The organism is Paenibacillus sp. CF384, assembly GCF_900106745.1.
Lineage (GTDB): Bacteria > Bacillota > Bacilli > Paenibacillales > Paenibacillaceae > Paenibacillus_Z.
In genome coordinates this window covers 468,771-482,063 of sequence record NZ_FNNV01000001.1, presented here as the reverse complement: position 1 = coordinate 482,063, position 13,293 = coordinate 468,771, and the positions used below count along the sequence as shown (strand labels likewise).

Below are 13,293 nucleotides of genomic sequence, written 5' to 3'. Positions count from 1 at the left end.
TTAACAGCCGCATGTGGAGGTTTTTTGTGCATCAAACCTATCTAACATATCGCGCAACTGCTTGGCGACATTGTGCGGGGACAGGGGCATCTTGTTTATAATCCACCACTCCACGACGCCGACGTATGCGGATATCAGAAATTGAATGGCTACCTCTTTGTTACCTTTATCGTAATTTTCGTTTACTTTCAATCGTTCTACGATTCCGCCCTGGATAAGTTGAATCAATTGTTGCTGAAAACATGTGATCCCTTTGTGAGTTAGGACGGTGTAATAAAATGTGAAATGTTCTTCAAAATAAAGAAACATCTGCAGCAGGGAATGATCAAGATCTGATTCCTCTTCAGGCAGCTTGGACAGGATGCAAAATTTCATCATATTGCCCAAATGCGACTTAATCACTTTGTCGAGCAAATCAAATTTATCGGAATAATGGAGATAGACGGTGCCTCTATGAATGTCGGCTTTTGTCGAGATGTCGTTAATCGTAATGGCATCGAAGTCTTTCTCTGCCATCAACGCAATCAGAGCTTGATAAATGGCTTCCCTAGTCTTAGCTGATCTTCGGTCTAATTTAGACATGGTATGATAACCTCCCCCGGCTTACGTTTATGTACAAATGTGGACAAAGCGTCCATTACATGACACTATACACGTTTTTGACGATTGAGATCCAGCTTGGACTATCTATAATGTAAATCAATACATGTGAGTTGATCAACGGATTTCGTCAGATCATGTTGAAATATAAACATGTATGTCAATAAAAATAGGAAAAGAGGCGGAGAGATGATGAAAATTGAAGTGTGGTCGGATATTATGTGCCCGCTCTGCTATATCGGCAAAACGAATTTAGATAAAGCTATCGAGCAATTCGGTGAAAAGGATCAAGTAGAAGTCACTTACAGACCGTTCCAGCTATTTCCCGATGCTCCCAGCGATACGGGGCTAAATTATTATGAATGGACTGCCGAAATCCATGGCGGCGGCATGTCTGCGGACTATGTAAAAGAAAGTAATCAAGCTGTGGTCCAAATGGGCGCCAATATTGGCTTGACTTATAATCTGGATACATTAATTCCGTCCAATACGACAGATGCACTACGCGTGGCAATCTATGCACAAGAACAAGGCAAAGCATCGGAATGGATGGCTTCCGTTTATAAGGCATATTTTACGGATGCTAAGGATATCGGCGATCATGAGACACTTGCGAAGCTAGCTGGGGAGAGCGGTCTTGATTCCGGAGCAGTTCTAACCATGTTATCAAGCGATCGATACAAGGAGACCGTTAAGAAGGAACGCCGAAACGGTTCCGGAAGGGGAATTACAGGAACACCGTTCTATATCATAAATGATAAATACGCGATCTCCGGGGTAAGGAGCAGCGATGCATTTCTCGAAGTGATGGAACAAGTCTGGAGAGAGGAACATCCTCTGCAGATGATTGGCAATAAGGCAAATGGCAATTCTGTAGGCGGTATTTGCGGGGAAGATGGCGTATGCAGTATCTAACGTAACTGTTGGTATTATTCCCTCTATGTGACGTTCAATTCATTATTTCTTGGGGATTGATCGGCGCATGGAGGGACCAAGGAAGGATGAAGAGGATGACAAAAACGGGATGGCAAAGAATACTGCAGTCTATCGTTATTATCGCACTAATCTTTGGTATCGCCGCTTGTAACAACGGCACAGGGGAGAGAGGAACGAACGGGATGCCATCTTCGAAACCGGATAACAGCAGCCCTGCAGCCTCGAATGATGCAGCTGCAGATCCCGTGAAGCCGATGCCCGTTCCCGACCCGAACAAACAGAGCACGGTTGTCTTCTCTATGTACGAATATGACCCCTATTACGAGGATGCGAAGAAAGCTTATGAGCAGGAGCATCCCAATACGACAATCGATCTGCGTTACGTAACCAAAGAGTTTGATTCCTCCGGCTTGCTGGTGGAGAAGTTCAGAACTAAGACCGCGGCCGAATTCCTAAACGGAAAAGGTGCCGATCTGATAGTCATGGACGACCTGCCTGTCGACCATTATATCGGCAACGATCTGTTAACGAATTTAAACGAATGGATGGACGGCGATCCTGCGTACCGGAAAATCGATTATTTTCAAAACCTGCTCGACCATGTGAAGCAGAGCGATGGCAGCGTCTATGCGGTGCCTCTATCGTTTTATTTAACCGGGGTGTTGGCGGATGTGGATGTAATTCACGATACTGGCTTGCAGTTTGACGACAGCAGCTGGACATGGGAGCAATTCGGCGGCCTCGTGCAGAAGTTTCCTCTTGCGGATCAACAGAAGTACGGCTACTTCGAGAGAGGCAAGACCAATATGTTATGGCGTTTGGTGACATCTTCCTACTCACAATTTGTAGATGAGGTTAACCGGAAGGCCAACTTCGAATCTGATGCATTCATCGGGCTGTTGAACCGAATCAATCAACTGGAAGCGGAAAAGATCGTAACTTTTGACGGAAAGAATTTAATCAATGGGAAAGTATACTTTCAACCATCGGAAATGTATAGCCTGTCGGATTATCGCACGCGTCTGAATGAAAGCAAATTGGCAAATCCGAGATTGTATCAAATGCCTAAGTCCGAGGGACAGCAGGATGGTGGTTTCTACGCACCGCTCGCTAATATTGCGATCAATGTGAACTCCAACGTTAAACCTGAAGCATGGGATTTTCTGAAGTTTCTGATGTCGGGCAAAGGGAAAACATCGGCTAAGGAATTAACAGACTCTTCCTGGTACAGTGTGTTCCCTGTATCCAAATCCGCATTTGAGGCACGGGCGTTGGAGGCGAAGAAGGAAGGACGCATCAATGACGCGGAGATTCAGATGTTATCCGAATTGATTGGGAAGGTCGTCAATCCAATTGTCATGCTTCCAGGCGAGATTGAGCTTATGCTGTTCCAGGAAACGCCGGCATTCTTCAGCGGTCAGAAGTCGGCAGAAGCCGTTGCAGCATTGCTTCAGAACAAAGCGACGACTTACCTCAATGAATAGGCTTCGATTTCGAGGCTGGACTAGAGGAGATGGACCGACAGCCTTGTTATTTCTGGCACCAAGCCTGCTTGGTTTCTCTTTGTTCTATGTCATTCCGTTTGTGCTCGGCGTCGGATATTCCTTCATGAACAAACCGACCGGCGGGGTCTTCGTTGGTTTCGACAATTACAAGGATCTGCTCTTGAGCAGTTCCTTCCGCAGAGCAGTTGTCAATACACTGATGTTTACCGGAATTGGCGTTCCCACCTTAGTTGCAGGATCACTGATTTTGGCCATTCTATTGAATCGGCGGCTGTGGCTAAGAAACAGTCTGCAGACAGCATTCGTCCTGCCTCTTGTCGTACCCGTTGCTTCCATTGTGATGATATGGCAAATATTTGTGGACTGGAACGGTACGTTGAACGCTTGGCTGCACGCTTTGGGCATACCGCGCATCGATTGGATGAACTCGAATAGTTCGATGATGGTGCTAGTGTTGATCTATGTTTGGAAGAATATAGGATACAATATGATTCTCTTTCTTGCCGGACTGCAATCCATTCCGCAGAGTTATTACGAAACAGCGCGTATCGAAGGTGCAAACGGGAGCCGACAGCTGTTCTCCATCACCTTCGTATATTTAACGCCTACGATGTTCTTCGTCATTCTGATATCCATCATCAATTCCTTCAAAATATTCAGGGAAACGTACTTGCTCGCTGGCGATTATCCGTTCGATCGTATTTATATGATGCAGCATTACATGAACAATATGTTTCTCTCTTTGGATATCCCAAAGTTGACCGCTGCGGCGACGCTTATGTTCGGCTGCATCCTTCTGCTGGTCTCAGGTATGCTGGCGATTGATCGCCGCTTTCAGGATCATTTGGAGTAAGCGGGAGGGAAAGTACATGCATTCGATTCGCAGCCTTACAACTCTTGCATTATTTATATGTCTAGTGTTTATGTCAAGTATTCTGCTTATACCGATTGTGCTGACAGTTGCAAATTCGCTGATGACGCCAAGTGAAATTGCATTCAATTACGGTTTGCTTGGGAAGATGACCGAAGCTTCGAGCCATCAGCGCGCCTTCGTCAATTTGAAAATCATACCGGATCAAGTTAGCCTTGAGCAGTATAAGACTCTGCTCCTTGAATGGCCAAGGTTTCTGCATCTGTTCTGGAATTCGGCTGGCCTTGTCGCTCCGATCGTGCTTGGACAGACATTGATCGCATCGCTTGCAGCTTATGCATTTGCTAAACTTCGGTTCGGTGGACGAGACGCACTGTTTCTGGTCTACTTGATGACGATGCTTATGCCGTTTCAGGTAACGTTAGTGCCTAATTATTTGGTTATCAATCGGCTGGGACTTATGAATACGTCGGCAGCGATTATACTGCCAGGCATCTTTGGTGCGTTTGGCGTCTTCATGCTTCGTCAATTCATGGCGCAGCTTCCATCTGCGTACATCGAGGCGGCCAAGATTGACGGTGCGGGGCATGGCACCATATTTGTCCGGATATTTCTTCCGCTGGTCAAGCCGGGATTGTCTGCACTGACAGTCTTGCTCTTCGTCGATTACTGGAACATGGTCGAGCAGCCGCTTATCTTTCTGGAGGATGCGTTCAAACAACCTTTGTCTCTATATTTGCTTCAAATCAGAAAGCAGGAGGTCGATGCGATCTTCGCCGCTTCTGTTCTGTACATGAGCCCGATGGTATTGCTATTCTTGTATGCCGAAACGTATTTCATCGCGGGTATCCAGCATTCGGGAATTAAAGGATAATCCGGTGGAGGAGTTGTGAGAATGGATGCAACAGCAGAGAGTACGACAGCAGGGAGACGCAAGCGAGCAATCGGGCTTATTGCAGGCATTGGTGGAGCTTCGCTTGTCTTATTGACCCTCTTCAGCAATACGCTTTACGGACTGACGTTACCCAAAGTGACGACAGAGCAACCTGCAGACGACGGAATTGATCCGGTCTTCAAGGGGACGGGGGTTGTGCATTACGCTTTAAAGCTGGAACTTTCCAACCCGGGAGGCGGCAACGTGAAAGAAGTACTCGTCAAGGAAGGCGATAAGGTGACGAGAGGGCAAGGGCTTGTGCGTTACGAGAATGACGAAGCTATGCAGCAGATCGAAGCCGGACAAGCTGCGTTAGACAAGTTGGAACTAGCACTGCCTGCTTTGCGCCGCATCTATATAGAAGCTGCTCGGGAGTCAGATGCAGAGGTGTTAGAGGATGCTCGCATTGCCTTGGAAAGTGCGAATATCGACATCGCCTCACAGGAGAAGAACATTCGAGCGCTGCAGCATCAAGCAGAGGAACGCGGAGAGCTAAGAGCACCATTCGACGGCGTAATCATAGCCGTCCATGCCATTGCGGGTCTACCCTCCGGAGTTGAAGCAGCGCCTGACATTCAGCTAGCCGATCTGGGTAAAGGGCTGCAGATCGAAACACAGGTACCCAGGTATCTGACGCAATCACACCAGATTGGTGATCCCATTGCAATGTCAGTCGGTGAAAGCGGACGCGACGTACAAGGAGAACTCGTCGACATCGGCGCATCCAGCTTCGCAGACAGCAGAGGGGCTGAAGTTCCTGAGCCGGGCGACGCGGTTACTCCTGTAGATGATGCTCCGCCGACCATACGTGTACTCATCGGCATAACGGATACGAAATTTAGGGATGGCGAACAGATAACGTTTAAGCTGACGACTGACCATAAAGTAGACGGGGTAATGGTGTCAAGCACGGCGGTTCATTATGGCATGGACGGTGCCTATGTCTTCGTCGTCGATAGGAGAGAAGGACCTCTCGGAAATGCAGCTTATGCTCGCAAAGTTCCTGTCACCGTGTCTGCTATCAATGGACCGAGAACGGCGGTCGCAGAGGGTTTATTAGGTGACGAAACCGTCATCCTGGATAGCAGCGAACCGCTTGCGGACGGAGTTCAAATCCGCCCTTAACAAATTTAACCACATGACGGTGTCATGTGGTATTCTTTTGTCTATATGATGTCGTTGGTTGTTGAATACGAAGTTCGAGGCACGATGGAGAGGAGCAATGGATATGACGAAATTCGGACTAATCAGACATGGAGAAACGGACTGGAATACCGAAGGACGAGCACAAGGTCAGAGTGATATCGCACTCAATGATACGGGCAGACTGCAAGCGCATACGTTAGCCGAACGATTGCGGAATGAATCGTGGGATGTTATTTTCTCGAGTGATCTGTCACGCGCGAAGGAAACAGCTGATATCGTGGCTAAGTTAATGGGGTTAACCGTTCTAACGGACAGTCGATTGAGGGAAATGTATAAGGGTGAGATGGAAGGCACGACATTGAAGGAACGTATACAGAAATGGGGAGAACAGTGGGAGCGGCTAGCCCCGGGATTAGAATCTGAAGACTCCATCGTAAGTAGAGGAACTTCTTTTATCGCAGAAGCTGCCGAAACCTATAAAGGAAAAAATATCCTGGTGTTTAGTCATGGCGTATTGATTGGTTCAACTTTAAAGCATTTCATCCCTTCCATAGATACGAAGGTACATATTGTTAACACCTCTGTTACGACGATTACTCGAAGCGGTTCGAAGTGGGAATGTGAATTGTTTAACTGCTCCAAGCACGTAGTATAATCCATCTATTATTGGAGGAATCCAGATGCAACCATTCCAAACATCGAAACGGGCCATTAGGCGATTTTTACTGGAGAAGCAGCTTCTGCTTCAATCGCCACAGCCATCACTAAATTCTAATGAATCGATGCAGCAGCAGGTGCTTGAAGTAATCAAACAGTTAGAATGCGTGCAGATTGATCCTGTAGCGGCGGTACGAGCGAATCAGCATCTGGCTTTGGCAGCGAGAATTCCCGGTTATGAGCCTCGCTTCTTGAATGAACTGCTTAGCAGCAACGAGGTTTTCGAATATATGGCGAATGCGGCCTGCATCATTCCGATGAGCGATTATCCGATCTTCGAACCAACTAGGAGGAGACTGCGGGAGAACATTCAGCCTCGTATCGATCAAATTGCAGCTGTTGTAGAACAGGTCCTGCAGCGGTTGGAGCAGGAAGGGCCTCTGTCTGCAAAATCCTTCGAATCGAGCGAGCGGGTACAAGGGTATTGGGATAACGCCGACGGGAAGACGAAAGCTACCTCACATGCACTGAATTTATTGACCGACGCCGCCCAAATTCGCATCGTTGGCCGTGAAGGGAATCAGCGCAAGTTCCATACTACCAGTCATAGCGTTCCTGCTGCGCTGATCCGGCAGGCGGAGGAGATGGACGAGCCGGAAGCGCTCGAAGCGATGATGATGAAGTATTTCCGAGCTTATCGTGTGTTCGAACCAAGCGACCCTCGTTTGGGTTGGCAGAATCTGCGCGCAAGCGAAAGAAGAGGCACGATCGAATCCCACATTCGAGATGGGATAGTATCGCCGGTTGAAGTCGAGGGCTTGGACAAGCCCTATTACATCCTAACTGAAGATATGGAGCTTCTTGCTGCGCACGATGAAGCAGCCCGGAATTTGCCTATTCAAGATGAAACTGATCTCGCGGTACACTTCTTGCCGCCGCTTGATAACCTATTGTGGAGCCGCAAACGGTTAACCGATCTGTTCGAATTTGAATATCGTTGGGAAATTTACACGCCAGCAGTTAAACGTACGTATGGCTATTATGCGATGCCGATCTTAGCCGGCGATCGGTTAATCGGCCGCATGGACCCGCGCTTGGATAAGAAGCTGGGTCACTTGAAGGTGGAGTACCTTCAAATCGACGCGGAAATCGAATTCACGACTAAGCTTCGGGAGCAAGTTTATGGCGCGCTTGATACATTCGCTAAGGCTCATGGAGCGACAACCGTTTCCGTTGCACGCACTTCTTTTGAATAGTTGAATTTTTTTAAATTTTTTTGAAAATATAGTTTACCTTGCTACGGTTATTTGATACTATAAACGAAATGTTAAAATGCGATGAAGAGACGAGTAAATAAATGAAACCTTTCACAGAGAGCTCCGGCAGCTGCAAAGGAGCAAAGGTTCATTATTGAAGAAAGACTCTGAGCAGCACATCGGAACCTACTGTAGGTGATGGTGTGACAGGAGCTCCTGTTACAGAGCTAGAGTATAAGCATGACAGGATCATGTCGTACTCGAAGAGGCTGGTATGGCGACATGTCAGCGAATTTGGAGTGGTACCACGAGCGGACTAATCTCGTCTCCAAGACTTATTAAAGTCTTGGAGGTGGGATTTTTTTATTGTTTCAGTGGAAACACCGCTCGTTCGCACGCATAAGGTACACCAAATCATACTTTTACGGATTATGAGAAACCATTCTGAAGGGGATTGAATTGCTAATGACTAACAAACTTAGAGTTGGAATTGTCGGAGGAACAGGCATGGTTGGCCAGCGTTTCGTACAGCTGCTGGATCAGCATCCATGGTTTGAAGTAACAGCGATTGCTGCCAGCAGCAGCTCAGCTGGTAAAACATATGAAGAAGCGGTAAAAGGCAGATGGAAGCTGTCCGGTTCTATTCCGGATGGCGTGAAACAAATCGTCGTTCAGGATGCTTCCCAAGTAGAGGAAGTTTCCGCTAATGTTGATTTTGTATTCTGCGCCGTGGATATGAAGAAAGATGAAATCAAAGCGCTGGAAGAAGCCTATGCCCGCACGGGTACTCCTGTCGTTTCCAATAATTCCGCACATCGCTGGACGCCTGACGTTCCGATGGTGATCCCGGAAATTAACCCAAGCCATCTTGAAGTGATCGCGGCTCAAAGAAAACGTCTGGGCACTTCGACAGGATTCATCGCGGTTAAGCCGAACTGCTCGATCCAAAGCTACGTTCCGGCACTTCATGCATTGCTCGATTTCAAGCCTACGCAAGTCGTAGCTTCGACGTACCAAGCGATCTCCGGTGCGGGTAAGAACTTCACAGACTGGCCGGATATGTTAGATAATGTCATTCCGTATATTGGCGGAGAAGAAGAGAAAAGCGAGCAAGAGCCGCTGCGTATCTGGGGAAGCGTGGAGAATGGCGAAATCGTGAAAGCAAGCGCGCCGCATATCACGACACAATGTATCCGCGTTCCGGTAACGGATGGCCATCTGGCAACGGTATTCGCATCGTTCGAGACGAAACCGGCAAAAGAAGAAATTCTTGCGCGCTGGAAGGAATATCAAGGACGTCCGCAGGAGCTTGGCCTGCCGAGCGCGCCGAAGCAGTTCATTACTTATTTTGAAGAAGAGAACAGACCGCAAACGAAGCTGGACCGGGATATCGAGAACGGTATGGGCGTTTCGGTCGGCAGATTGCGCGAGGATTCCCTGTACGATTATAAATTCGTAGGGTTGTCGCATAATACGCTGCGCGGTGCAGCAGGCGGCGCAGTATTAATCGCTGAATTGCTGAAAGCAGAAGGTTATATTCAGGCTAAATAATCAGCATAGTCACCAAATAGAAACAGCAAGCACGCTAATGTGCTTGCTGTTTCTGCATGTAGGGGACCATTGATCAATTGTAGCTCTTCAGCACGAACATGGGTTGGTTATTGGTATCAACATCAATGGTCATTGCCTCATAATAACCTTCTGTAATCGATCGCTGTACCGCCTGTGTGTGAAGATCGATTTGTATGACTTCGGTAACATACGACTTATTCCCATCTGGATTGTCCTGATTATGCGAGTAGCGGTCATTCTGGTTGTTATGCAGCAAGAAATATAGTTTCCCATCAACCATGCTGAGTTCTCCGAGATCGGCGTAATTTTGCCTGAAGAGTGTGGTTACGGATTCGCTTCCCAGATGAATCTTCAGAATGCGGTATCCTTGCAAGAGGTAGAGGTTATCGGAGGAGCTATCCAGGATATATGAATTTTCCCCTTGTGTCGTGCGATCATAAATGCCGTCTGGCGAAGAGCGAGGAAATGCAATCGTGCCCAGCCTTTTGCCTTGTCGGTCGAAACGTTCAAGGCGTCGGTCAAGCAGCACGATGACCTCATCCTGGTACGGAATAATCCGCACATGCGCTTGCATGTTCTCATTCTCGCTTAAGTAGAAGGAGCGATATTGCTTCTTCTTTTCTTGCACCTGATACAAAGATCCGAGCAGATAATACCAAGTGATTCCGCTTTTCTCATCGTAATACCACTCTTGCTCATGAAAGTTAGGATAGTCGACTTTGCTCAGCTTCGCTGTGGATTGATAGCCTTGTGATTTGACGTTGATTCGGTTCAAATTCTGATCCACGATCCAGGTTAATCCAGTGGAAGCAATCTGCAGCTGTTGTCCTTTGAGCGTCAGCTTATAGGGAGTGGGTATATAGATGACAGCCGTTATCTCGAGCTTGTCATTCAGCTTTAATACCCGAGATGCTTCCGTGTCCGTAACGATCCAACTGCCTTGCCACCTCATGAAATCTCGTGCACCGATACCGCCGGCTGCTTCTCCAATCTTAACGGTCACCGTTACAGGCAGCTCGCCGATTTCGGTAAGCGCTCCTGATTGGTATTGATAGAAGTGACGATCAATCAACACAAACCAAGTGGTACCTATCTTTCGGAATGTTTTGGCATAGCTATAATCTTCTTCGCGGTAGAGCTGATCTATGGCATCACGAAGTTCCTGTGGAACTGCAGCGTTTGTATTGTCTTCCTCGAAACGCCATTCCAGAATCGACTGACTAAACGTTGTATAAGGTTTGCGATTCTCGTTCTTGATGGTGAAATTCTGCAGCGGGGAGGACCTGATTGATTCCAGCTCCGCCTCCTCCGTATTAATAATATCAGGCCATGACAGGGAGATGATCCTGCCATTGTCCTCATACTCTACTAGCGATCCGCGAGATGCGATCCATGTGAGCCCGTTTGTCGGGAATTGCGTGAATTTAGGCGGGTATTTGGTAGTGACTGCGGTTACAGATTCAGCACTTGCTTCGGCTTCGCGATCGGATGGAATCTCATCTTCATACTGAAGAATTTCTAGCTTATCAGGTGCTACATGAGTGAAAGTACGATAATTGAATGCTTGCCATTCCTCCTGCCACAGCCTTGGTTCAACCGGTAGAGGACTGAGTTCATAGTTGAGGAATGACATGAATTCTTCACCGGCTTGGTTTCGAAATTGTCCGATCAGCTGTGGAGTATCCTCCAAGAATGGAATGCGTTTCACTTGCAGCAATTCATATCCGTCATATCGTCTCACGAGATAGTGAGGGTCTTTGAAGTAGACAATGCTGCTTCCCTCATCCAGGAAACTGTAAACTGTTGGCCCTTCCGGCAACAGAAACACGCGATTGTTAGTTAATACATGCAAATCCGGAGTTGTACCCGAGGTTTCAGGCGCTGAAGCGTCCATTGTTCCTCTATTGATGGTTTCCCAGCCATCGTGAGAAGGATCAAATGCTTCCTCAGAGAAACCTGATCCATTGCGTACTTTCAGAAGGAAGAGCCTTGGTTCCTCGGTAAGTCGTATCGACAATACTTCATGAGGTCCAAAGAAGAGATTCGTGTCCTCGATCACGACCGGAGCCGGCTCAATCCGTATGGCAAGCCATGCACCGCTTGCGCTTGAAACGTCATCTTGTGCATTATCTTCTGTCAGTTGAGCCCCAATAAGCAAATAATCGCCGTTCAACCAAGCTTCAAGCGGGAGGGGAGTTTTCCATTCGTAAATGAGCTGTTTATTTGTGCCATCCGTTGTGTAGTAGAGTTGGAGGTTCTGCACGTAAATCATAGCTTGCTCGTGCTTCCAGAGCACACGGGCGTCCTTCGAGTCCGCCATAAATTCGCCCTCAAGAGGCTTCCAATCCGTGTTTACAGCAGGAGATGGTGATTGGATTTCGGCAGAGGTTGAAGTTTGATCTGCGATTGTTGTTGTCTCAGTAGAAGTGCGCTCGACGATGGGGGGATTATCTTCGAACATCCCGTGAAAATAGAAGAATACAATTGTAAGGAAGGAAAGTACGACGAAGGTGATAATGATGAGCATACGACTTTGTGGTTTCATATGGCCACTCCTCAATGCTGCCAAATAATCTCAATCATTAGACGTTATTTAGCCGGAAAAGTTGCTTGTATACATGTTCATTATATGGTTATGCGATTATATCCAATAGCGAATGAAGGAGAGTCAGATTGACTCTCCTTGGAGGAAACTATTTTAGGGCCTCGTGAATAATTGATTGATGGTGTCCATCGCAAAATTCACGTTCACTAAAGCCTGTTGTATCATTGCCTCGTCCATCACGGCTGATTGTTTACCTTGCTGAATGGGTTGCTTATAGGCGATTTGTTCCATAAGCTGATTATTTTCTTCGATTCTGTAGTCGGTAATCGCATTCAACGATTTCAGATGCTGCTCATATCGTTCCCGTTCATCGGATTTGTAGGGTGTACCTGAATCTAAAGAAATCAAGGCATCCTCGAAGAAATATTTCATATAAATGACTATAGGGCCTGCCAGCAAGTCTTTCATCGTTGCCAATTCTTCCTCTGTTGCTCCAACCTCATCCACCAGTTCCCAGAATTGTCGATGTGTTTCAGGCGTCAGATTGTTGCGATTGCGTAGCACCCGTGCGAGAATTTCTTGAAAAATGTCCTTCTGATGAGCGGTCATGTTCTTAGCAAGAGTTGTCTGTGGTTCTTCAGCTATTGAAGCGGTTTGATCTGCATTCGTGTTGTCACAGCCTATAAGCAGTAGAAGTGCAAGTAAGGAAAGAATCAGTCTTGTCAGATTGATCAACACTCCCATCGGGCGAATGATGCTGTGGAAATACATACGTTGAATTATATGCATAAAAATCCACGAAATCACAGGAATATTCACCGATGTATGACATGTTTGAGAAAGGAGGAAGGGACATGAAAGCTAAATATGTACTCCTTACAGGGATGCTGTTCGTCACTGTTCTTGCATTGTCGGGGTGTGTACCCGGAGACGGAACAAATAATGTGGCCCATCCCGCAGGATTTTTCTGGGGAATTTGGCATGGCTGGATCGCACCAATCTCGCTCATAATAGGCATCTTTAAGCCCAATATTCGAGTCTATGAGGCACTCAATACAGGCTGGTGGTACGATACCGGATTCTATATCGCGGTCATTTGTGGTTTTGGCGGCATATCCTTCCGCAGGCGGAAGAAAGGAAAACGAGATTAGCTTGCCGCAGAAGATGGGATAGATGGGATAGTCGGGATACCCGACTATCCCATTATTTGGTATGATCAATTTATAGCATATTGCTCCACAACAAATAATTGAATATTTATGCATAAATCA

12 protein-coding genes and 1 other annotated feature are annotated in these 13,293 nt (G+C 47.1%); of the genes, 9 read left to right on the top strand and 3 right to left on the bottom strand.

Annotated features, from left to right (window positions below; translation table 11 throughout):
- On the bottom strand, positions 1–582 hold the full coding sequence (locus tag BLW29_RS02195; RefSeq protein WP_090975757.1) for a TetR/AcrR family transcriptional regulator: 582 nt from the start codon (positions 580–582) through the stop codon (positions 1–3).
- Positions 583–789: 207 nt separating this feature from the next.
- Between BLW29_RS02195 and BLW29_RS02190 the strand changes: the two genes are divergently transcribed.
- From BLW29_RS02190 to asd, 8 genes are all read left to right on the top strand, one after another.
- Positions 790–1,515 carry a DsbA family oxidoreductase gene (locus BLW29_RS02190; RefSeq protein ID WP_177186445.1) on the top strand — a complete coding sequence of 242 codons (726 nt, stop codon included), beginning with the start codon at positions 790–792 and terminating at the stop codon, positions 1,513–1,515.
- A 95-nt stretch (positions 1,516–1,610) separates the two neighbouring features.
- A complete protein-coding gene (locus BLW29_RS02185; RefSeq protein WP_177186444.1) occupies positions 1,611–3,020 on the top strand; it encodes an ABC transporter substrate-binding protein in 1,410 nt (469 codons plus the stop codon).
- Positions 3,013–3,894, top strand: coding sequence for a carbohydrate ABC transporter permease (locus BLW29_RS02180; RefSeq protein WP_090975751.1), 882 nt, complete (start codon positions 3,013–3,015; stop codon positions 3,892–3,894). Before BLW29_RS02185 ends, BLW29_RS02180 begins: the two co-directional genes overlap by 8 nt.
- A 16-nt stretch (positions 3,895–3,910) precedes the next feature.
- Positions 3,911–4,786 (top strand): carbohydrate ABC transporter permease, encoded by an 876-nt coding sequence (locus tag BLW29_RS02175; protein ID WP_090975750.1) that lies wholly within the window; start codon positions 3,911–3,913, stop codon positions 4,784–4,786.
- Positions 4,787–4,807: 21 nt separating this feature from the next.
- Entirely contained in the window at positions 4,808–5,971 is a 1,164-nt protein-coding gene (locus BLW29_RS02170) for an efflux RND transporter periplasmic adaptor subunit (RefSeq protein WP_090975748.1), read from the top strand.
- A gap of 103 nt (positions 5,972–6,074) precedes the next feature.
- Complete coding sequence (locus tag BLW29_RS02165) at positions 6,075–6,647, top strand: histidine phosphatase family protein (protein WP_090975746.1); 573 nt, start codon at positions 6,075–6,077, stop codon at positions 6,645–6,647.
- Positions 6,648–6,672: 25 nt separating this feature from the next.
- The gene (locus BLW29_RS02160; protein WP_090975744.1) at positions 6,673–7,905 is read left to right on the top strand and encodes a DNA glycosylase AlkZ-like family protein; all 1,233 of its coding nucleotides are present in this window, start codon (positions 6,673–6,675) and stop codon (positions 7,903–7,905) included.
- Between the two features lie 72 nt (positions 7,906–7,977).
- Positions 7,978–8,238, top strand: a binding site (T-box leader).
- 132 nt (positions 8,239–8,370) lie between these two features.
- On the top strand, positions 8,371–9,456 hold the full coding sequence (gene asd, locus BLW29_RS02155; RefSeq protein WP_090975742.1) for an aspartate-semialdehyde dehydrogenase: 1,086 nt from the start codon (positions 8,371–8,373) through the stop codon (positions 9,454–9,456).
- Between the two features lie 73 nt (positions 9,457–9,529).
- Here asd and BLW29_RS02150 read toward each other — a convergent pair whose 3' ends face one another.
- Both BLW29_RS02150 and BLW29_RS02145 read right to left on the bottom strand, forming a co-directional pair.
- Positions 9,530–12,022 (bottom strand): hypothetical protein, encoded by a 2,493-nt coding sequence (locus BLW29_RS02150; RefSeq protein ID WP_090975740.1) that lies wholly within the window; start codon positions 12,020–12,022, stop codon positions 9,530–9,532.
- A gap of 153 nt (positions 12,023–12,175) precedes the next feature.
- Positions 12,176–12,829, bottom strand: coding sequence for a hypothetical protein (locus BLW29_RS02145; RefSeq protein ID WP_090975738.1), 654 nt, complete (start codon positions 12,827–12,829; stop codon positions 12,176–12,178).
- Positions 12,830–12,876: 47 nt separating this feature from the next.
- On the opposite strand from BLW29_RS02145, the gene BLW29_RS02140 reads away from it, so the two are divergent.
- Positions 12,877–13,173: a hypothetical protein gene (locus tag BLW29_RS02140; protein ID WP_090975736.1), complete on the top strand. Its 297-nt coding sequence runs from the start codon at positions 12,877–12,879 to the stop codon at positions 13,171–13,173.
- The last annotated feature ends 120 nt before the right edge of the window (positions 13,174–13,293 follow it).